Origin of the sequence: Nonlabens sp. YIK11 (assembly GCF_001413925.1) — a bacterium.
GTDB lineage: Bacteria > Bacteroidota > Bacteroidia > Flavobacteriales > Flavobacteriaceae > Nonlabens.
In genome coordinates this window covers 2,542,385-2,564,252 of sequence record NZ_LBMJ01000001.1, presented here as the reverse complement: position 1 = coordinate 2,564,252, position 21,868 = coordinate 2,542,385, and the positions used below count along the sequence as shown (strand labels likewise).

Genomic DNA, 21,868 nt, shown 5'->3' with positions numbered 1-21,868 from the left:
AAGGGATAAGCATCATAAATCCCTACGCTTGATCAACCAGTATGACCAATAAATGAACAAGGTGCTCCAGACAATCACTGAAGCCACATCAATCCATTCCACCGCATACTCAAAAGTGACTTCACCTTGACCCAATTGGTTCAAACCAGAATCGATCAGGCTAATGCGTGTAAATGGTTGTTTGATCAAATTTGACATCGCATTGAGCGGTAAGATGTGCTGCAGCCATTCCAAGGAATTTAATTGGAAATAGTAGTCCAATCCACGAGCGCCCAGATTCAGTAGCGCTTCAAAGATGTACCAAACAAATACAAATCCTAGCGCAAAAGCACTACGCTTCAGTAATATACCGGCAAAAAGACAGAAACAGAAGAAGATCAAATGGCTTAAAAAGAAAGCACCTAGAAATTGCATGTCAGAGAATATGATGCCTATCTCATTATAATCTGAATATATCAGGCCTAGAATAAGAGAAGCCACAAAAACAATGATTGTTGTCAATACAGCCAAGACTAGAACAAAATAGAACTTGGAAAGCACCAGCTCTTTTTTGCTCAATCCATCAATCAAGTTTTGTTTAATGGTTCTATTGCTGTATTCACTGGCAGTGAGGGAAACGATCACTATCGCAATAAAAATCTTTAAAAAACTGGTAAAGTAGGTGCTTATGTGCCATACAATCGGGAAGTTGAAAATGCCCAAATCAGATAGGCTACCAGAAAATCCATTGAACTCAAGGCGTATCATGCCACCGAACATGAGTAACACCACTATAGTCAGGTATATTGTGGTCAATACCTTACTGCTGCGACTATATCTAAATTTATGGAATTCTATATCGAGTAAACGCTTCATTCTGGGCTGGTTTAGTTGTTGGTTAATTCAATGAATTGATCTTCAAGACTTTGTTTTTTGAACATGAGTCGGCTTAGGACAATGCCAGCATTAAAGGCATCTTGATTGATTTTTGTAGTGTCCACGTCACTTAGCAATTTTACCTCAAACCCATCCATGGTATCTTCTGTAGAACCGGCATAGGTTTGCGTTTTGAGAAATTCAGCTAGCGCGGTACGATCCTTTGCATCAATTAATATGGAGCCGAAGTTTTTGTTCATCTCCTCTACAGGGCCACAGTACAACATAATGCCCTTGCGCAGTACAATTACATGAGTGCAAACTTTTTCAACTTCGTCCAGAAGGTGAGAAGCCAGCAAAATTGTCGTTCCTTGGGCTGCAATGTGTTGGATGATGTCCCGTATTTTTCGAATTCCTTGCGGGTCCAGCCCATTGGTAGGCTCATCAAGAATCAATATTTCAGGATCATTGAGCAATGCACTCGCGATGGCAAGACGCTGCTTCATACCTAACGAATATGTTTTAAAGGGACTATGCTTTCGCGAAAGCAAATCTACCAGCTCCAGTTTCTCCTCAATTTTATCTGTAGAGATGTTCTTGATCTTGCAAACAAGCTTGAGATTTTGCACCGCATCCATACTGGGATAAAAATTAGGCCGCTCGATGATCGCGCCTATCTTTTTCAATGCGTCATGGTTACTGGTCGATCCCTCAAACCATGAATAGCTTCCAGATGTTGGGTTGACCACGTTGAGCACCATTCCTAGAGTTGTAGATTTACCACTACCATTAGGACCCAAAATGCCATACACATGACCTTTTTCTATTTTGAAACTTACATTGTCGACCGCCTTAAGAGGTCCATAATGTTTTGAAAGTTGGTTAATGTCAAGGATTTTTTCCACAGTTGGTGTTTTTGTTGTAATATGAGACTAAAATAATCGCAAAACGTTACGACACGAATGAATGAAGTTCACGATGATAAGCTCTTATCAAGAAAAAAGCCCACATTTCCAGTACATCAAAAGCTTAAGGATTATTTGAAAAAATACAATAGAGAATCGAGAATCACGGTTTCCTATGATGACCTTTTACGCTTTCAAGGTGCGGTGACCGTGTACGATAACAATGACGATGATACCTTATGGGTACGTTGCTATTATTCTGATCATGAGCGCGAACACATCGATCGTGATCTCAAACATATATACGATGTATTGCACAGTGATGGTCGCGATCAGTCACAGGATTTCCTTACGGTCGATGCGGTGGACTACTGCACCTTTGGCAATACCAAACCATTTAGGATTAAGATCAGGAACATTTTGAATGACGGTCATACCTATTTCTACGTGAAAAAGGCAGATGCCTCTAGGATCTACGGTCTTGAGTTGGAACACTTGCTCTCACCACACCGTATCAATTTTTTGGTGAATAGGGATACATTGATAGAAGAACATATTGCAGGTATTCCTGGCGATGAATTCATCGAGGATTATCTAGAAGCCTGTAGCCATCAAGAACGCACGCAAATAGCCAAGGAATTTGTGAAATTCAACGAGCGCTGTCTCATACGTTTGTTGGGTGATATGCGCGCCTATAATTATGTCATTATTCCAACACACGACTTTGACCGAGTTAGTTATGCGATACGAGCTATTGATTTTGACCAGCAGAGTTATGAAGGCAGGCTTAAAGTGTACCGGCCACAGTTTTTTAAAGAAAACGTGCCTATGGTCATGAACGTAGCAGAATGCCTCAAAAACGAAAGCATTGAACAGTATAAAAAGGAAGAAAGAGCCCTTATTGCAAAGCGATTGATCAACACACAATCTCGTTACAAGGCGCTGCTTAAATGTATGCGAGCAGACCACTTGAGCTCTAACGATAAGCTCAAAGAACTCAAAAGAGAGCTGCTAGATTTTACCGGTGATGTCAAGTTCAAAAACTGTCGCAACATGGGATCAGTTCTTAATACCGCGTTGGAATTTGTGAGACGTAACTATGCTAACGAGCTGTAGTTACTTCTTCTCTTCACGGTTAAAATAGACGAGGTAGTAGTACATCTGTCGTTCTTCATCCCATCCTTTTTCCACAAATTTCTCGGCACTGTCGCTATTGGTAAAGTCCATTTTGATTTGCACGTGTGTGTCTAGGTTGATAACACTCTTAATGCCTTTGCGGGCAGCACTTACCGCTGTATTTGAAATAGGGAAGTTGGAAACGTCCTCAATACTATACTTAGGACCTTTCTCGACTTTATAGTGTTTAAATTCCGGGATGAGATCTGGATTTTCAAAAGTGTCGTTCAAAAAGGCAGACTCTTCAAAGGTGTCGTTTTTTGCAAAGTGATTGACTGCACGATTCATGAACATCACTTCTTCCTTTTTATCCTCGGCAGGAAGGACGACGTCTTTTGCAAAATCCTGGCAAAATTTCAAATACTTTTTTGTGAAGAAGTTCTCATCCTCAAATACGTCCACGCCCAAAAAGTCATCCAGCCAGTATTTTGCATCATAACGATTGGAATCCACGCTTAGAATCTTGAATCCGTTTTCTTGCTCCACATTAAAAATGATGGCGCCTTTATCCAGTTTGTTCAGGTTAACGCCTTGTTTGAGGATCATTTTAAGATCGGTTTCGGTTTCCTCAAATTGCAGAAAATCCTGCTTGATCTCGCTCTTGAAAATACCTATGGCATCAACCTTATTGTTGTCTAGCATCACGTTAGTTAAGTGACAAACGTAGACCTCACCGCTTCTTATGTGTGGATGTACAGACTGCTGGTACAAGTGTTTCGCAATCTTTTTTGAGTTGTCCAATAAGGTTGCTGGTGTGGAGAATATCGCTTTCGCGAAAGCGAACATCTCATGAAACTCTAGGTCTTCTTCATGATGAAAACTATAGTAAGCCTCTTCTTTAGAACGAAAGGGTTTCAAGAAATACTCCTTGAGCAGCGAGTGCATCTCGTCATCGAGCGGTGTACTGTTGCTGGAAGTGAGCAACATCTCACCTTTATTCTTGTTTCCCACGCGATGGATCGCAAGGTCTTCGATTCTAGTATTATATAGGTTGATCATGTGTTTTTAATAAAACTCGTTATCGTCATAGTCCTCATAGAACTCTTCATCGTCACCGTATTCATCGTCATCGTCGTCCTCTGCAAATCGTGGATCTGCCTCAAACTCTGGATCTGGCGGTGAGTCTGGTAAGGTTCCCATTTCAAAAATGACCTGAGGATAAGCTGTTCCATCTACAGGACCAGCGATATCTGCTAGTTCCAGCATAAATGTCCACATGTTCAAAAAGTCATAGATGTAGATCAACCGGGTGTTGTTCTTGTCCATCACCTCGCTCATCGCGGTATCCTGCATTTTTTTTAAAGGTGCGGCGCCTTCACTCATATCAAATAGGCAATATTCCTCACCTTGGTTCCAGTCTTCATCACTGGTATAAAAGCTCGCCATCTCGTCACCTTGCAGCTGAAATGACTGCGTGATCACGTTGTGCAAATCCTCTAGAGTAGAGTTGTCTTCAATTTCTATGTCTCTAAAAACATCTTCTGTAGCATTCAGAATTGCTCTTAATCTATAAATCATAAACCTAGATTTTAAGGGAGCGCAAAGATAGGATTTTAAAGATTTCTGGAAGCCCTGGAACTACCGCTTATTGAGAAAATCAGGCTTTAATTCTTGCAGACCTCAATCGCATCCAGATGTAGAATTGCAATCCCAAAATCAAGGATGCTACCACAAGGTGGATAGGCTGCGAGGCCAGAGCGAAATCAAAATAATTCATGATCACACCGCTACTTATAGTAATCAATAACAAAGCTGCCAAAATAGAATAGGAGCGTCCAGGATGATTCCATGTTTTAACGGCAACAAAAATGAACCAAGCATGCAGCAATAACAAAACGATGGAAAAACTGCGGTGGATAAAGAAGATTATTGGTCCATTTTCCAACCATTCTGAGCTCAATGGATAGCCAAAAAGGTCTACCTGATGATCTATAAATTGTCGCACCTGTGTACCCATGGCAACCTGAACCAATGTGAGAATGATGATGCCTAAAGCTACTTTACTAAGTTTACCGTCATTTCTATATTTTGTATTTGCCGGCAGCACTTCATAAAGAAGGTAGATCAACAAACCAACGATGAGTAACGCCACGATCATGTGTATGGTGATCAATACTGGTGACAATAAAGTGTCGACAACTATTTTTCCGATTACTGCCTGGATGAGCATGGCAAGCAATGCGACCACGGTCAATACTGTAAGCTTAGGTCTGGTTCTTATGAATTGAAGCGATAATATTGCAGCAAACAAAACAACAAAACCACCTAAGGCACCGATCAACCTATTTATATATTCTGTCCAAGTATGGAATTTGTTGAAGATGGCATAATCGTGTTTGGCATATGGTTGCCAGTTGGATTCTGAGTAAGAATCTGTGGTAAAAAAGTCTTGCCGGGCTACACGCAACTCTTCATCCACAATGATGACCATGCCTTTTTTATAAGATGTGTTGGGAGAGAATTCTAGTTCGGCTTCCTCAGTTGGTGGGATCCAATATCCAAAACATTTAGGCCAATCGGGACAGCCCATACCGCTTCCAGTCATTCGTACCACTGCACCAGCGATAATGATGAGGTAGATGACTAGGATACTAAGCCTGAGCCAGCGACGGTAGTTTTGTACGGTAAATATCACTCTATGATGTTATTTTAAATGTTATTCCGCCATAGGTTGGAATAGGTTTTATGCTAATTGAATGACGGTGCATCATCTTAAATCTTTTGAACAAAAAACCTTTTCCCGACTGTCGCTCGAAATAGGTTTAGAAAGATTTTTCTTGACTCAATCAATGCATTCGATCTCCACGCACTTCTCGGTCTTTCATCATCGCAGCCTCATACTCCAGCCAGTATTGCCATCTGTCCATCACGCGTTCTTCAGGGAAATAAGTCTTACCTAGATCCAAGAACATTCTATAATGAGCAGCCTCGGCAACCATAAATTGATGATAGAATTTTTTCAAACCTTCATCTTCCAATTTTTCTGACAGCATCTTGAAACGCTCGCAACTTCTAGCTTCAATCAAGGCACAAATCAACAGCTGATCCAAGAAAAGGAAATCGCGACTTTGACCTTTGGGCTTTCCTTTCATCAATGTTTTGATGTAGTCGTCTGGTCGTTGCAATCCCAACGAGAGACCGCGTTTTTTTAACTCGGCCAGTACCATTCTAAAATGTCCCCATTCTTCGGTTACAACAGGAGCGAGCGCATCGACTAGTTCTGGTTTGTCAGAATGCATCTGTACCATGGTAATCATGGTGCTGGCTGCCTTTTGCTCACAAAAAGCATGATCTGTTAGTATTTCTTGTAAACTCATTGCAGCGAGATCTACCCATCGTGGATCTGTAGGTAAGTTCAATCCTAAAGTGGTTTTTGAAACGGCTTTTTCCATGATACAAAGATCGTTTACAAATGCTGTAACGTCAAGATATAGCCTAACGAATACGCATTATCTTCAAAATTACAACCAGCTGAAAAAACCAAACTTATTGAGCGTATTAATCATTAAATCAATTTGTTATATTTAAATCGTCACTTAAAAATATTAATTATGAATACTCAAGAAATAGCCAACAAACTCGTGGAATATTGTCGCAACCATCAAGAAGATAAAGCTTACCAAGAACTGTACAGTCCAGAAATTACAAGTATTGAAATGTCAGAGCCCATGAAAGAAGTTCACGGAATGGATGGCCTTCAGAAAAAAGGCGAGTGGTGGAATGAAAACTTTGAAGTACATGGCACTGAAGTGTCAGATCCCATCGTGGCAGATCATCACTTTGCCGTGAGATTCTGGATGGACACGACACATAAGCCTAGTGGTGAACGTTCCCAGATGAACGAATTAGCGGTTTATCAGGTCAAGGATGGTAAGATTTGGAAAGAACAATTTTTCTATGATACGCAAGAGTAATTTGTTAGTAGTTTCAACATTGGTTACACCAATTATAGAAAGTACACAATAAGTTTATAATTAAAAAAGGGTTGCGATATAACAACCCTTTTTTGATCAACAACTATGGCTTTTTCTCCACAATTACTTTTATATGATATCGTAAAACGAATTTTTATTCGCTTGTATAGAACGAAACAGTTTTAGATTTTATCAATGAGTTTTAAAATGGACTCGATCTCGTTAGCATTTAAAGCGTCCGTTAATTCTTTCTCGCGAGCATCTACTTTGGTGTCCAACTTTTCAAGAAGCTTTAACCCTTCATCTGTGATGCGTAATTCAATTTGACGCCTGTCTTCTGGGCATTGAATGCGTTCCACAAGTTTTTTGAGAACTAATTTGTCAATGACTCTAGTCGTATTTGAATTAGAATGCAACATGTCCTTGCTCACATCTTGCAGACTGGCTGGTTTGCCATGACGACCTCTCAAGATACGTAAAACGTTGAACTGCTGTATGGTGATCTTTTCTTCTTTTAATACACTGCCAATAGCTTCCGTCATGTCAGTACCTTTTTTGATTAAAGAGGTAACAAGCTTTCGCGAAAGCGGAACAGACATAGACTTTTGACTCATGATAAATACAATTTCATTTATTGTAGGTACAAATGTACGTAAATTCTGAACCTTCATAAATAATTTACAGAATATTTCACATTTACGACCGCAGCCAAAGTCAATAAACAAGCACCTTTGCCGTTATCTATTCAAAATATACCCTATTATGAAAAATCTTTTATTGATTGCAGTAATGTTGACCACCGTCATGGGATTTGCCCAGGAAGACAGCGGTTTTGGTCTTAAAGGTGGAGTGAACTACGGCTCAACCGGCGATTTTAGAAACGAAATCGAAAACAATGTAGAGAATCCCGACAGTAAAATAGGCTACCATCTAGGTCTATTTGCTAAGGCAGATTTAGGTAGATTATATCTGCGACCAGAACTTATCTACACAAAGCTAAGCAGTGAATACAGCCTTGGAGATCTAGAGGTTCAAAAGCTGGACGCACCTATTTTGTTGGGGCTTAACGTGGTTGGTCCTTTACACATTTTTGCTGGTCCATCCTTACAATATATTCTGGACACCAGTTTTGAAACGGACAGAGTCGAGTTTAATCTGGGCGACGCGCAGGATGATTTTACCGTAGGTGCACAGTTTGGAGTAGGTTTGAATCTAGGAAAGCTAGGTATTGACCTGCGTTACGAGCGCGGTTTCAATGAGAATGAAGCAGAATTCATCAACGACAATACCAGTGTCGACCGCAGTCGCATTGATACGCGACCAGAACAATTGATACTCGCTTTGAGTCTATCCCTATAACACTCAAATTGATTTCAAATAGAACCATCCAGTAGTGAGCTGGATGGTTTTTTTTATGCCGTAAAGTCAAAAGGTGCAGGAACGTTTAAGGTAATTCGCTTTCGCGAAAGCGGATGTTCAAAAATGATCTGTTCTGCATGTAAATGAAGTCTTGAATCGGTAGTTCCATAAAGGTCGTCGCCCACAATGGGTGCGTTGAGTCCATCGACATGGGCAGCGTGAACGCGCAATTGATGGGTGCGACCTGTGATGGGAAAGAAGTGAACTTTGGTTTTGTGGTCATTTCGCTCGATAACTTCAAACCTTGTCCGGGCAGATTTACCAAATTCAAAATCGACCAGCTGGCAAGGTCGATTATCAAGATCCACACGCAGCGGCAGGTCAATAAATCCAGACTCTTTTTCAAGGTGACCGTTAAGAACGGCGACGTACCGCTTTTCTACGGTTCGTTTTAAGAATTGCTGTTGCAAATGATGGTAGGCTTCCATGGTTTTGGCGACCAGTAAGATACCAGAAGTGGACATATCCAGCCGGTGCACGATCATGGGACCAGTGGCATTGGGATATTTTGCCTTCATTCTCGTTTGAACACTGTCCGTAATGGATTTCCCAGCAACCGAAAGAAATTCGGCAGGTTTATGCACCGCGAGCATATGCTCATCTTCAAAAATAATGTCCAACTCCTTATCCACAGCGGGATTCTCCAATAACGGATTATCCTCAACATCCAATCCTTGAAGCATAAATTCCAGAACCGGCTCACACTTACTTCGGCAAGCTGGATAGAAATTCCCGTGCGATCTGACTTTAGACGCAGGTGATGGGCCGTACCAAAACTCGGCCATTGTGATAGGTTTCAAGTTCTGGGCGTAAGCATATTGCAACATTTTAGGCGCTGCACAATCTCCAGTACCTGCTGGTGGCACATCTGGTATGCGATTTTTAAAGAGCTCTTTTACGTTTTGGGTTTCTTTTCTAGCATTAAGAAAATTGTACTCGTCAAAAAGCCAGTCCTGCAACCATAAGGATCCTTTGCGACGTTTGCTACGCAGGTTTTCCAATTCAAGCTGCAAGCTTTCAAATTGATTTTTAAGAGTAGCTATCTTGTCTTCTAGATATACCTCATATTCTTTGAGAAAGAAATTGTTGTTCAGGCTCAGTTGGCGCTGTCGGGCTTCAAAACTTTTAAAAGCTTCGGTTTCCATGACTGCTTTCTCTCGTTTCAATAAACGGCGTCGCTCGCGTTTGATGGCTTTGATGCGTTCTTGTTCACGTTCTAGGGATTCAGTCTGTGCGATAGCTTTCGCATTGTAATCTGCAATTAGTTGGATGTTGACTGGATCATTTTCTAGCGCAGCGATCTGTTTTGTAACGGCATCGAGTTTGTCCGTTTCCTGTTTGAAAAATTGATCTACTCGCTCTAGTTGGTATACGGGTGGCACAAAATGTTCTTGGGTGGTCTCACCGCCCAGTTTCCCAGAAAATCCAGCGAGAAAGCCCAAATTCCTTTTCTCATCCTGAACCACCAAAACGCCAAACATCTTTCCAGCTTCCTGTGTGCCATTAGCGACGAACCATTGGTATTGTTGTTCTAGATATGCCTGCAATTGCTGGGCTGCTAGAACGGCAAGCTCATGTGGCTGATAATAAAACGGATAATTGAACTGCGAAGGCAATTCAATATTTGAAATATCGGTTTTGAAAGAATGAACGAGTGGATCCATGGCTTAAGCCAGACTTTGCATATTCACTAGGTTGTTGTAAATACCTTGTAGCGCAATCAATTCTTCATGAGTGCCTTGTTCCACAATCTTTCCTTTACTCATTACAACGATCTTATCGGCTTTTTGAATGGTGCTTAGCCTATGTGCAATGACGATAGAAGTACGATTCTTCATCACATTTTCTAGTGCCTCTTGTACTAGTCGTTCGCTTTCTGTGTCGAGTGCACTGGTCGCCTCGTCCAAGATCAAAATAGGTGCATTCTTAAGAACCGCGCGAGCAATGCTCAACCGCTGTTTTTGACCACCCGATAATTTGTTACCACTATCACCTATGTTAGTATGAATGCCTTGCGGCAATTGCGATACAAATTCCCAGGCATTCGCAATTTTGAGTGCCTCGATGACTTCTTCATCAGTAGCATTTTTATTGCTTAGCGCCACGTTTACTGCTACCGTATCGTTGAATAGGATGCTGTCCTGAGTGACCAGTGCCATCTGGTTGCGCAAACTTTTCAAGCTTACGTCCTTGATATCATGACCATCGATGCTAATGCTGCCTTTGGAAACATCATAGAATCGCGTGACCAGATTTGCAATGGTGCTTTTCCCACTACCAGACTGGCCTACCAGTGCCACGGTAGAACCTTTTGGAATCTCCAGCGAGAAGTCTTTGAGTACTTCTTCATCCTCATAGGCAAAGGATAGATTGTTGAATTGTACCGCTTTCGCGAAAGCGGAAACCTCAACAGCATTGTCCTTATCCTTAATATGATTCTCTGTATGCAGTATCTGCAGGACACGTTCTGCTGCGGCATTACCTTGCTTGACTCCATAGCTGGCTTTGGAGATAGCTTTGGCAGGCGTTAGGATTCCGTAAGCGAGACCCATGAAAGAAATGAAAATGGCGCCATCAATGTTGCCTTCAAAAACCATGGTGCCACCAAACCACAATAGCGTACCAATTACCAAAATCCCTAGAAACTCGCTCACCGGACTTGCAAGCCCTTTGCGCAGTTCTAGCTTGTTGGCAAAATTATAGTAACGCTGTGTGCTGTCTTGAAAGGTGTCTTCCATGCGACGCTCTGCATTAAATCCTTTTATGACTTTAAGGCCGCCCAATGTTTCTTCCAGTAGTGACAGGAAAAACCCTTGTTCCCGCTGGACTTTATCAGATTGCTTTTTGAGGCGTTTCCCAATGAGTGAAATGATGAATCCAGAAACTGGAATAAAAACCAAAACGAATATGGTAAGCTTTACACTAAATATCAACATCGCCGCTAGGGCAAAAAGAATGTTGAGTGGTTCCTTTACGATCAACTCGAGTATAGAAAGGAAGCTGGTTTGAACTTCTTGTGCATCGCTGGTAGCACGTGCGATAACGTCACCTTTTCGCTTTTCAGAAAAATAGGAGATGGGAAGATTTACAATCTTGTGATACAAGGCATTTCTTATATCACGCATCACGCCGTTGCGTAAAAAAGTGATAAAGTACATTCCTAAATAACCGAATAGATTTTTGAGCAAAAACAAAATAAGCACCAGACCTATCATCATCACCAGTGCCATTTCTTGATCCTCATTCATGACATCAGTCACGTACCAGTTGACGTAATCTTCCAGGTAATCCTTGGCTTGAGTAATGCCTTGCCATTCAGGTTTTACATATTCATCTTCGGTGGTTTGAAATAGCACCTTCATCACGGGAACCAGCGCCACAAAAGACAAGGTTCCAAAAAGGGCATAAAAAATATTACAAATAATATTCAGTACGCCATAGCGACGGTAAGGCCTGGCGTACTGTAGGATTTCCTTGAAGTAATTCATTAATTGATGTCTAGACTTTTAAGAATAGCGTCTAATTTGTTATTGAGTTTGTCCAGCACCGCAGGATAATCATCTGCATGATCCAGCTGTTCCTTGACTGACATGTAGAACTTGATCTTAGGTTCTGTGCCGCTAGGTCGTGCTGCGATCTTACTGCCATCTTCCAGATAGAAAATAAGTACATTAGCTTTAGGGATGTCCATAGTTTCTGTTTTGGACAAATCCTTGTTGGTGCGTTGCGAGCTTTGATAATCTTCAATGATGGTCACCTTTTTCCCGGCGATTTCGGTTGGTGGATTTTCACGCAGATCGATCATCATTTGCTTGATTTCCTGCGCTCCTGAAATTCCTTTTTTCACAAGACTTACCAGTCGTTCCTGATAGCAACCGTATTTTACATAGAGTTCTAACAGGTATTTGTAGGCTGTGGTGTGGTTCGCTTTCGCGAAAGCGATCAATTCACAAGCCAGTAACGTAGCAGTAACGGCATCCTTGTCACGAACAAAATCACCTACCATGTACCCAAAACTTTCCTCGCCACCACCAACGAAATCCTGATCTGGATAATCAACGATCATCTTTGCAATCCACTTGAAGCCGGTGAGTCCTTCCTTGCACTCCACATCATAACCATCTGCCAGCGCATGCATCATGGGAGTACTCACGATTGTTGAGCCTATGAAAGGTTTGTGCAGTGATTTCAAATCTGTTTGTTCCAACAGCAGCGCTGTCATGGCAATCATGGTCTGGTTACCGTTGAGTAACTTCATATGGCCATCGTTGTCGCGCACGGCGATTCCCAGACGGTCACAATCTGGATCTGTACCTATGACAATGTCTGCATGGATTTTATTGGCCAACTGTACTGCAAGCGCCAGTGCTTCTGGCTCTTCTGGATTGGGAGATTCTACGGTTGGGAAATCACCGTTGGGAACGGCTTGTTCCTGCACGATGTGAACATCTGTATATCCGGCTGCCTTGAGTGTGTCGGGCACCATTGTGATGCTGGTACCATGCAGGCTGGTGAATACGATTTTCACTTTGGAACGATCTACGTCACCTGCAATTTTTCCTGCCTTGACACTGTCTTCAATAAAAGCCTGATCATCGCTGTCGTCTAGGTATTTGATCAGGTCATCATTCTTGTCAAAGTTGATGTCCGTAAATTGTGTCTTTTCAATTATGTCGAGTACTTCCTTATCTTGTGGCGGCACGAGTTGACCACCATCTTGCCAGTATACCTTGTACCCATTATATTCTGGCGGGTTGTGACTTGCAGTAAGTACAATTCCAGCGTGACATCCCTTACGTTTTACCGTGTAAGAGAGTAGTGGTGTAGGACGCAGTTCTGGAAAGATATAGGCTAGTATGCCGTTTGCACTAAAAACTTCTGCCACCGTGATGGCCAGTTCTTTAGAGTTATGACGGCAATCGTAAGCGATAGCCACCTTTACCTGCTCCTCTGGGAACGTTTTCTTCAAATATGCCGATAGCCCTTGAGTGTTTTTGCCCAAGGTGTATTTGTTGATGCGATTGGTACCAACACCCATGATTCCACGCATACCACCAGTACCAAATTCTAGATTTTTATAAAAGGATTCCAAAAATTCATCTGACTGTGAAGTAATCAGCTTCTGTGTTTTTGAGATAGTATCTTGATCAAACGGCTCTTGAGTCCAGGCCTGTGCTGTTTTGAGAATGTGCTCCTTATCCATAATTCTGAAAATAGTGTGGTTTACAAAGGTAGTATTTTATAAGACTAGCCTTTAAATGCAATTCAATTTACACAATTCTCGCAGTAACTTTTCTTGAGATAGGCATCTTCTAACAATTGAAAGGTAACGCCGCCTTCCAGTGAAGGATTAAATAATTTGCAATAACGATCTTGATTCAAATTAACCGCATTGAGCATTATGGTGCGATAGGCACTGGTTTGTGTAAGTCTTTTGTCCACAAGGGTCAGATTGAGGTAATAGAACAACAGGTCTTCATCAATAGTGATTTCCTGTGCCCTAGGCTCTAAAAGTTTGATGGCCTCACCATTTTGAGCATAATAGGTTAGGAATTGTGCCAAGCTCAAATAATCGCTATCAGTTAATGGAACTTGATTGTAGGTGCTTAAAATATTGAGAACGCTTTTATCCTTTTCATTGAAGTTGCGTTTGCGCATCTCGCGCTCTGCACGAACAATATGATAATTGATATTCATGCGATTGATAAACGTGCGATTGATTCCGTAATTCTTGAGATCTGCAATTTGTTTTTTGAACTGATTTGCATCTATGGGCGCGGCATTGTTTCTCCAGATGACAAATTTCAAAACTGCAAGATTGTATTGAAGTTTTGGGTTATTGGGATCTAATTCTGCTAGTTCCTTCAATTTATTGTAGGCAATCATCGTCATGCGTATATCCATGAGATAATCATACATCATATTTTTATTGATGAAGTCCACATACTTTATTTGTTGAGGTACCGTGATCTTCTTGATGGCATCTGGCGTGCCTGCAACTCGTATTTTTTCTAATAGGGAATTTTGAATCACTACGGCATCTTCAAGCTCGTCGTTAGCAATGGATGCATTAAAAAGAGTCGTCAACTCTGGAATGGACTGTTCTTTGTACACATCGATTTTATCTAATTCTAGAGTGACTACCGCTTTGCGGTGATTGGCTAGAATAGGTTCTAATGCTGAAGCTGTTGCTCCAGTCAAAGCTGCTTTTATCTGTGATTTTGATTGGGACTTCAGGTCGCGATAGGTTGTTTTTTCAATGTCATTAAAGAATTCCACCCAGTTTTCTGAGGTGGTGATGTTGGTTTCAATTTCTGGAGATTGAAACGATTGCAGGGAACGAGCAATGCTGCTGCCGCGTTCCTGTTGCAATTCCATATTACGTTCTTTACTTCCTTCAACGCTGGCGTATGCCTTGATATCGATGGTTTTTATATTGAAATCGGTTAGTTTGAGAGAATCGTAAAGAGGTTTGATGTCTGATGGATCATAAACCGACTTGTTTTTCTCAAACGGAATCACAAATTGCAGGGTTTTGTAGCGTGTCACGGCCTGCTCCTGATCGCTTACAATCTTGTCGTTTTTATAAGTAATAGAATCTAGATAAATACCCATATCCAACAAACCCCAAGGATATGAAGCCAGATTGAAAATCGTGTAATATTTGCAAAGGGTATTGTTGTTTAGAAAAAGGATGTTGAATTCCAGATCCTGCTTAAGCATAGAGGTAGGAATGTTGCCTACTTCGACTCGGTATCTTTTATTCTCATGAGGTTTTAGGCCTCTTTTAAGTTCTGAAGTAAACACTGGTGCCAATAGTTTTCCTTTGATCTGTGATGGAACTGGATCTACCTCACATTCATATCGATTCTTGGAAACTATATCTACAGCAATCCCATCTTGCGGATTTTTAAATAACTGCTTGAACCATTTCTCATCATTGGTTTCAAAGAACAGTTTTGAGTTTTCCCTTTTGATGACAAAAGAGGTTTCCTTGGGTTTGTTTTGAAATGCCTGTTCAAAATAGCCACAGACATTGCCTCGCATTCCAGAATTGGGAAATTGAATACCAAAATTATCTTGCGCGTGACCAAGTGTCAACGACAGAACAAACAGAAGCGTGATGCAGTATTTCATGAAATCTAGTTAGAGCACTAAAATAGTACATCACTGTATAGGAACAAGAGAATTAGCTATTACTAGGCGTTTTATCGGCAATGGTGTAGCGATCCTGACTAGGTCCGGTTCTTATGATCAATTCACCCAAAAATCCAGCGATAAAGAACAAACTCCCCAAAATCATTGCTGTCAACCCAATGTAGATCCATGGATTTGTAGTAACGAGATTGTAGGGTAGGTCTGCTGCCATTTTGTACAATTTAGAACCACCTACATAAATTGCGATGAAAAAACCTAAGGTAAACATGAGGAATCCCATCGTCCCAAAAAGGTGCATCGGGCGTTTTCCAAAACGCGATATGAACGCAATAGTCACCAGGTCTAAAAACCCTTTGATAAATCGATCGTAACCAAATTTTGTCTCGCCATACTTGCGGGCCTGGTGCTGGACGACCTTTTGGGTAATCTTGGTATAGCCGGCATTTGCTGCCAGCACGGGAATGTACCTGTGCATCTCACCATGAACATCAATATTTTTGATGACTTCCTTGCGGTAGGCCTTCAAACCACAATTAAAATCATTAAGCTGGACGCCACTGGTCTTGCGTGCAGCCCAATTAAATAATTTGCTGGGAATATTTTTAGCAAGAACTGAATCGTAGCGCACCTTTTTCCAGCCGCTCACCAGATCATAATTTTCTTGGGCTACCATGCGGTATAGCGCAGGAATTTCTTCTGGGCTGTCCTGCAAGTCGGCATCCATGGTGATGACCACCGCACCTTGAGCAGCTTTGAAACCTGCGTGTAGCGCTTGTGATTTCCCATAATTACTTAAGAAACGTAGGGCTTTGATGTTGGTTCGCTTTCGCGAAAGCGAACTTAAAATATCCCAACTACCATCGGTACTACCATCGTCTATATAAATGACCTCATAGGACAGCTCTTCTTTCTCCAATACTTTATCGATCCATTCCTGCAGTTCTGGGATGGACTGTGCCTCATTGAGTAGCGGTATGACGATGGAAAGCTGCATCTATGCTGGCGGGTTTTTCTTGATGAAAAATCCAGATATTATTCCCAGAACTGTAAAAAACAACACCTTAGTAAGTGTTGCTTGTACATACTCGCCTATGGTAAATTCCTTTTTTGTAAAGGTTACCGGTGCGTTTGAGATTTCCTTTTGTTTCAATACTGCTGCTTCACTTATCGCATTAATCACGTCTTGAGAGGCAGGATCATGAATCACAAAAATGTAGTAATTGGTTAGGGCCTCTGCAAGGCAGGAGAGAAGTGCAACGATAAAGAATGCCAGAACGGCCTGTTTAAGGCTTATAAAACCACCTAGGCGGCGCTTGCAATAGATCTGACTGAAGACGGCAAGTCCCAAGATAATCCCCATAATCACAAAGAACAGTGATAGGTTTGTATAGGCTTCATTAATCCATATGTAAATATAAGAACAGCTCACCAGTGCAGAACTGATCAGGCCTATTATTAGTGCATTTTTCTTTACGATTTGATCCACTGGATTGTCAACTTTGAGGTTTGAATGCAAATATAACCGTTATGGACCTGTCAATAAATGGTTGAAAAGGATGTATTTTTGCTTCTTATGGTATTGTGTATTTAATTTAAAACATTAAATTTGCAGCCGCTAAAGAATAAAGTACAAGATCATGCAAAAAGGAATTCACCCAGAAGATTATAAATTAGTTGCGTTTAAAGACATGTCTAACGATGAGGTTTTTATTACCAAGTCTACCGCAAACACTAAAGAAACTATTGAAGTTGACGGTACTGAGTATCCGCTGATCAAACTGGAAATATCTAGAACGTCGCACCCATTTTATACGGGTACTACAAAACTTATCGATACCGCTGGACGTATTGACAAGTTCAAAAACAAATACAAGAAATTTGACAAGAAGTCTTAAGGACTGCTTACTTCATATAGAAAAGCCTCGCATTTTGCGAGGCTTTTTTTATGTCGTTATTTTTTTCTTGGACCTTCCTGCGCCTCGGCTCTCGTGATATAAAAATAGATCACATAAAACCAATTAAGAATACCAGCGAGAATGGCCCATTTGATGGATCTATCGCGCGTCCACGAACAAACAACCGCCATGGAGCAACCTAAAGCGGTACCGGTTGATATTCCAGTATTTCTTATGGTGGAGTCGATGAGTATGGAAATTATAGTCAATAGCATGAACTTTTAATTTCTTTGGTTAAGTCAAGTAACATTTATTTTTTAGAAGGGACTTTTCAAAACAGATACTCAGTTCCATTCCCACATATTGATCGTAGTTGGGAATAACGGAATAACCGTTCTTTTTATAAAGTGCAATGGCCTCTGGCTGATGAATGCCAGTTTCCAACCTGCAGACACTAAACCCTAGTTCTTCTGCCCATTTTTCTAGCTCTTTAAGGATTTGGGTGGCAACACCTTTACCTCGTACCGTTTCTAGCGTGAACATACGTTTGATTTCTACAGTTTGTGCGTCCACTTTTTTGATGGCGCCACAACCTACGGCTTTGCTGTCTTGGTAGGCTACGACCACATGATTGATTTGTTCCAGCTGGTTGAATTGGTTATAGAATTCATGATCGTCGCCATCGGTAATCGATAAATACTGGTCCAATAATGGTATCAATGACTTGAAATGGACGTCATCTGCATCAGTTCTTTGTAAATCAAATCTCACTTAAAGCTTTATTATGGATTTGTGATGGTGATAGTTCGCTTTCGCGAAAGCGATATCCTTCATCTACTTTTCAATTTTGTTATACGAAGTGACGATCCCTTTAATAAGCGCGCTGCTAAAGCCGTTATGCTCCATCTCATTAAGACCAGCAATGGTACAGCCTTTAGGAGTGGTGACTTTGTCGATCTCGTGTTCTGGATGTTGCTTGCGCTCTATAAGCAGCTGTGCGGCACCTTTGACGGTGTGCGTCACGATGGTGGTCGCCGTATGCGCATCAAATCCTATCTCGATACCACCTTGAATCATACCGCGCATAAATCTTAATACATAGGCAATACCGCAAGCTCCCAACACGGTGGCGGCATCCATCAATTCTTCATTAATGTGAATGGAGTTACCAATACTGTTGAAACATTGTGTCACCAAATCTTTAGCGCTTTCATCACTGGATGTGGTTGCTATACAGGTCAAGGATTCACCAACATCTGCAGCCGTGTTAGGCATCGCTCTAAAGATGGGTAAGCTCACATTTATCGTGGATTGTATTTGCTTTAAGGAAATACCGGTAGCGAGCGAAACCAATATGTGTCGATTCTGATCCAGAACGTCTTTAAGTTCTCCCAAAATCTCCAAAATGGAATAAGGCTTAAGCGCCACGATCAACAGCTCAGATTCCTGTGCTGCCTTGCGATTATCACTGGTGATTTGAATACCAGTGCTGGCTAGATGTTCCAGACTGGCTGTTTTCCTTTTGGTAACTGTAATGTTTTTAGGATTGATATTGGGATCTGCCAGTAATCCATTGAGAATGGACAATCCTAAATTACCGCAGCCTATGATGGCTATTTTTTTGTTGTGGATGATCATAAGGTCGATTGCTTGAAACGCCTAAGATAATAACTTCAAGGAAAGAAGTTTCTCAGGGCACCTCAATTGACCTATGGCTAAGATTGGATGCAGTGAACGTAAGGCTGCCTTTGCTCTAACGAAGCAAGTCATTAGTGTACAAATCGGTTGGTTTTACGGGCTTAGATTCTAGATTTTTGGAATAGATCCAGTCCACAAAATTTTCAATAACGGCTGGATCAAAAATGCCCCAATCGTCGCCTGGCGAAAAACTAGGTAATGACAATTGTAAAGCCTCATCCAGGTTTATGTGAGCATCCGTACTGGGAACGTGTTTTTGAAACAAGGCGATGCTCTCTTGCGGGTAATCCTTGCAGTGGTAATAACCCTTATGAGTGGCTTCAATAAATTTTTTATAAGATTCGTGATGATCTTTTAAAAGATCTCCGTTTGCTACGAGCACCGGTGAATACGAATACGGAATATCGTAATCTTCCAGCTTAAAAAAGTGAAGCGGTTGGTCAGTGCCTTGCGCTTCTACGCCTTCCCAATTCATAAAAATCCAGGTCGCGTCATAAGAACCATCCAGAATCGTTTCCCAGATGCCTAATTTTTCTGGATAACCTATGTCAAAAGTTCCAGTACCACCATCATTGATGATCATTTGGCGTACAATTTCGTCCTCATATCTCGCTTGATAGGAACTGTATCGCTTACCGTCCAGATCCTTGGGAGAATCAATGCCGCTATCGCCTTTTACCACAATCGCACTCAGATCCTTTTTTAATATTGCAGCAACACCAGTGAGATTGAACGGTCTATTTTTGGTACGATAGCTTATGATGCTTTCGGTAGGGCATAGGGCAAAATCTGCAGTGCCCAGTTCTACTTTTTTGGCTGGTGTGACCTTATAATCATCCTGTATGGGATCGACGATCGATACATCGAGATCAGCATCTTTATAAAAACCCTTTTCTTGGGCGATAAAAAATCCTATGTGATTGATGTTAGGCGTCCAGTCCAGGGCAAGCGTGATCTTCTTCATTGGTGTGATTTTAAGACTTAAAGGTAGATGCCCTTCATTGATTAGTGGACTCATTTTAGGGAATTGACAAAAGTTTAATATGAGTTCGCTTTCGCGAAAGCGGACACACCACAAACTCTATCTTTACCATCTATGAAAGAATCCTCCAAATCCCAAAGCAAGGTGACGATCACATCTGCGTTTAAAACCATCATCTGGCCGCGTAGAAAATTGGTGCTGATTGGTTTGGTACTCATCGTTATTAGTCGATTGGCCAGCCTTGTGTTGCCTTGGAAATCCAAAGCGCTGCTGGACGACGTGATTCCCAATAAGGATTTTGAAGCCTTGTATGATTTGCTCTGGCTGGTAGGTGTGGCCTTGCTGGTGCAGGCGATTACATCATTTTTGTTGACCAGAATTTTGAGCGTGCAAGCGCAGTATTTGATTTCAGAACTACGCGCCCAAGTGCAGAAAAAAGTACTCTCACTGCCTATTAGTTTTTTTGACAATACAAAATCTGGAGCGCTGGTTTCCCGAATCATGAATGATGTAGAAGGTGTACGTAATTTGATAGGAACAGGATTGGTACAGTTGGTAGGCGGTACGATCACAGCCGTAGTCTCGCTGGTGCTATTGATACGCATCAATGCCTGGATGACGCTGTTTGTGTTTTTACCTGTGGCAGTTTTTGGATTTGTTGCCTTGAAAGCCTTCAAATACATACGTCCTATTTTTAGAAATCGCGGGAAAATAAATGCCGAGGTGACCGGTAGGCTTACTGAAACGCTCGCTGGCGTGCGAGTCATCAAAGGTTTTGGCGCTGAGGAACAGGAAAACAAAATCTTTGAAGATGGCGTGGAGCGGCTATATCAAAATGTCAAAAAGAGTTTGACTTCTACTGCTGTGGTAACCAGTAGTGCTACTTTTCTCTTGGGTCTGGCGTCAGTAGGCATCATGGGAATAGGTGGCTACTTTATGATGGAAGGCGATATGACGACAGGAGAGTTTTTGTTCTTCACGATTTTATTGGGGTTTATGATAGCGCCTATCATCCAAATGAGCAACATAGGCAGCCAACTTACAGAAGCGCTTGCAGGACTGGACCGAACTGAAGAATTGATGAACCTGACGCCCGAAGATCAAATGGGCGAGCGCACCATCGAATTGAACCAATTTAAAGGCAATCTCAAATTTGACAATGTCTCATTTTCATACGAGAAAGGTAAAGAGGTCATCCATAACATTTCTTTTGAAGCTATGGCTGGTACTACAGTAGCGCTGGTAGGAAGTTCTGGTTCTGGAAAATCAACCATTGCAGGTTTGTCGGCCACTTTTTTAAATCCAAATAAAGGTGTCGTGACCATTGATGGTCAGGATATGTCCAAAGTGAAACTAGCCAGTTTTAGAAAGCATCTGGGCGTAGTTTTACAAGATGAATTTCTATTTGAGGGAACCATCAGAGAAAATATCTTGTTTCCAAGACCAGACGCTAGCGAGGAACGATTGCTCGCAGCTGTTAAAGCGGGTTATGTCAATGAATTCACGGATCGTTTTGAAGACGGTCTCGATACCTTGATAGGCGAGCGTGGTGTGAAACTTTCTGGAGGCCAGCGTCAACGCATCGCTATTGCCAGAGCCATCCTAGCCGATCCTAAAATCATCATCTTAGATGAAGCTACATCTAACCTAGATACAGAAAGTGAAGCGCTGATTCAAAAATCCCTAAGCGAACTAGTCAAGGATAGAACCACTATCGTCATCGCTCACCGCTTAAGCACGATCAAAAAAGCAAATCAAATTCTAGTCATTGAAGCTGGTGAAATTGCCGAGCGCGGTACCCATGAAGAACTGATCGCTCTAGAAGGCAGATACTTTGATTTGTATACGTATCAGGCTAGGATTTAA

At 41.6% G+C, this 21,868-nt stretch carries 22 protein-coding genes; 5 read left to right on the top strand and 17 right to left on the bottom strand.

Features of this window, described 5'->3' with window-relative positions; genetic code table 11:
* Window positions 1-12: 12 nt before the first annotated feature.
* Window positions 13-855, bottom strand: a complete 843-nt coding sequence (locus AAU57_RS11620; RefSeq protein ID WP_055413069.1) for an ABC transporter permease — start codon at window positions 853-855, stop codon at window positions 13-15.
* Window positions 856-866: 11 nt separating this feature from the next.
* A complete protein-coding gene (locus AAU57_RS11615) occupies window positions 867-1,760 on the bottom strand; it encodes an ABC transporter ATP-binding protein (protein ID WP_055413068.1) in 894 nt (297 codons plus the stop codon).
* Window positions 1,761-1,817: 57 nt separating this feature from the next.
* Between AAU57_RS11615 and AAU57_RS11610 the strand changes: the two genes are divergently transcribed.
* A complete protein-coding gene (locus AAU57_RS11610) occupies window positions 1,818-2,876 on the top strand; it encodes a hypothetical protein (RefSeq protein WP_055413067.1) in 1,059 nt (352 codons plus the stop codon).
* On the opposite strand, the gene AAU57_RS11605 is transcribed toward AAU57_RS11610, so the two are convergent.
* The 4 genes from AAU57_RS11605 to AAU57_RS11590 form a co-directional block, all read right to left on the bottom strand.
* Complete coding sequence (locus AAU57_RS11605) at window positions 2,877-3,935, bottom strand: nucleoid-associated protein (RefSeq protein ID WP_055413066.1); 1,059 nt, start codon at window positions 3,933-3,935, stop codon at window positions 2,877-2,879.
* Between the two features lie 6 nt (window positions 3,936-3,941).
* Window positions 3,942-4,454: an IS1096 element passenger TnpR family protein gene (locus AAU57_RS11600; protein ID WP_055413065.1), complete on the bottom strand. Its 513-nt coding sequence runs from the start codon at window positions 4,452-4,454 to the stop codon at window positions 3,942-3,944.
* Window positions 4,455-4,533: 79 nt separating this feature from the next.
* Window positions 4,534-5,571 carry a COX15/CtaA family protein gene (locus tag AAU57_RS11595; RefSeq protein WP_082438617.1) on the bottom strand — a complete coding sequence of 346 codons (1,038 nt, stop codon included), beginning with the start codon at window positions 5,569-5,571 and terminating at the stop codon, window positions 4,534-4,536.
* A 151-nt stretch (window positions 5,572-5,722) separates the two neighbouring features.
* Window positions 5,723-6,328 carry a tRNA-(ms[2]io[6]A)-hydroxylase gene (locus AAU57_RS11590; protein ID WP_055413064.1) on the bottom strand — a complete coding sequence of 202 codons (606 nt, stop codon included), beginning with the start codon at window positions 6,326-6,328 and terminating at the stop codon, window positions 5,723-5,725.
* Between the two features lie 159 nt (window positions 6,329-6,487).
* Between AAU57_RS11590 and AAU57_RS11585 the strand changes: the two genes are divergently transcribed.
* Entirely contained in the window at window positions 6,488-6,850 is a 363-nt protein-coding gene (locus AAU57_RS11585; RefSeq protein ID WP_055413063.1) for a nuclear transport factor 2 family protein, read from the top strand.
* Window positions 6,851-7,032: 182 nt separating this feature from the next.
* Here the strand turns inward: AAU57_RS11585 and AAU57_RS11580 are convergent, their stop codons facing one another.
* A complete protein-coding gene (locus AAU57_RS11580) occupies window positions 7,033-7,464 on the bottom strand; it encodes a MarR family winged helix-turn-helix transcriptional regulator (RefSeq protein ID WP_055413062.1) in 432 nt (143 codons plus the stop codon).
* A 148-nt stretch (window positions 7,465-7,612) separates the two neighbouring features.
* Between AAU57_RS11580 and AAU57_RS11575 the strand changes: the two genes are divergently transcribed.
* Window positions 7,613-8,209, top strand: a complete 597-nt coding sequence (locus tag AAU57_RS11575) for a porin family protein (protein ID WP_055413061.1) — start codon at window positions 7,613-7,615, stop codon at window positions 8,207-8,209.
* Window positions 8,210-8,262: 53 nt separating this feature from the next.
* On the opposite strand, the gene AAU57_RS11570 is transcribed toward AAU57_RS11575, so the two are convergent.
* From AAU57_RS11570 to AAU57_RS11545, 6 genes are all read right to left on the bottom strand, one after another.
* Window positions 8,263-9,933, bottom strand: coding sequence for an RluA family pseudouridine synthase (locus tag AAU57_RS11570; RefSeq protein ID WP_055413060.1), 1,671 nt, complete (start codon window positions 9,931-9,933; stop codon window positions 8,263-8,265).
* Between the two features lie 3 nt (window positions 9,934-9,936).
* On the bottom strand, window positions 9,937-11,757 hold the full coding sequence (locus AAU57_RS11565; protein WP_055413059.1) for an ABC transporter ATP-binding protein: 1,821 nt from the start codon (window positions 11,755-11,757) through the stop codon (window positions 9,937-9,939).
* On the bottom strand, window positions 11,757-13,472 hold the full coding sequence (locus tag AAU57_RS11560) for a phospho-sugar mutase (protein WP_055413058.1): 1,716 nt from the start codon (window positions 13,470-13,472) through the stop codon (window positions 11,757-11,759). Before AAU57_RS11560 ends, AAU57_RS11565 begins: the two co-directional genes overlap by 1 nt.
* Before the next feature lie 62 nt (window positions 13,473-13,534).
* The gene (locus AAU57_RS11555) at window positions 13,535-15,406 is read right to left on the bottom strand and encodes a hypothetical protein (RefSeq protein ID WP_055413057.1); all 1,872 of its coding nucleotides are present in this window, start codon (window positions 15,404-15,406) and stop codon (window positions 13,535-13,537) included.
* Between the two features lie 52 nt (window positions 15,407-15,458).
* Window positions 15,459-16,421, bottom strand: coding sequence for a glycosyltransferase family 2 protein (locus AAU57_RS11550; RefSeq protein ID WP_055413056.1), 963 nt, complete (start codon window positions 16,419-16,421; stop codon window positions 15,459-15,461).
* On the bottom strand, window positions 16,422-16,943 hold the full coding sequence (locus AAU57_RS11545; RefSeq protein WP_055413055.1) for a DUF4199 domain-containing protein: 522 nt from the start codon (window positions 16,941-16,943) through the stop codon (window positions 16,422-16,424).
* A 121-nt stretch (window positions 16,944-17,064) separates the two neighbouring features.
* Between AAU57_RS11545 and AAU57_RS11540 the strand changes: the two genes are divergently transcribed.
* Window positions 17,065-17,322, top strand: coding sequence for a type B 50S ribosomal protein L31 (locus AAU57_RS11540; protein ID WP_055413054.1), 258 nt, complete (start codon window positions 17,065-17,067; stop codon window positions 17,320-17,322).
* A 56-nt stretch (window positions 17,323-17,378) separates the two neighbouring features.
* Here the strand turns inward: AAU57_RS11540 and AAU57_RS11535 are convergent, their stop codons facing one another.
* From AAU57_RS11535 to AAU57_RS11520, 4 genes are all read right to left on the bottom strand, one after another.
* Window positions 17,379-17,597, bottom strand: coding sequence for a hypothetical protein (locus tag AAU57_RS11535; RefSeq protein ID WP_055413053.1), 219 nt, complete (start codon window positions 17,595-17,597; stop codon window positions 17,379-17,381).
* A gap of 19 nt (window positions 17,598-17,616) precedes the next feature.
* Entirely contained in the window at window positions 17,617-18,093 is a 477-nt protein-coding gene (locus AAU57_RS11530; RefSeq protein WP_055413052.1) for a GNAT family N-acetyltransferase, read from the bottom strand.
* 63 nt (window positions 18,094-18,156) lie between these two features.
* A complete protein-coding gene (gene proC, locus AAU57_RS11525; protein ID WP_055413051.1) occupies window positions 18,157-18,960 on the bottom strand; it encodes a pyrroline-5-carboxylate reductase in 804 nt (267 codons plus the stop codon).
* 115 nt (window positions 18,961-19,075) lie between these two features.
* Window positions 19,076-20,038, bottom strand: coding sequence for an ABC transporter substrate-binding protein (locus AAU57_RS11520; RefSeq protein WP_197275409.1), 963 nt, complete (start codon window positions 20,036-20,038; stop codon window positions 19,076-19,078).
* Between the two features lie 78 nt (window positions 20,039-20,116).
* On the opposite strand from AAU57_RS11520, the gene AAU57_RS11515 reads away from it, so the two are divergent.
* On the top strand, window positions 20,117-21,868 hold the full coding sequence (locus tag AAU57_RS11515) for an ABC transporter ATP-binding protein (RefSeq protein ID WP_055413050.1): 1,752 nt from the start codon (window positions 20,117-20,119) through the stop codon (window positions 21,866-21,868).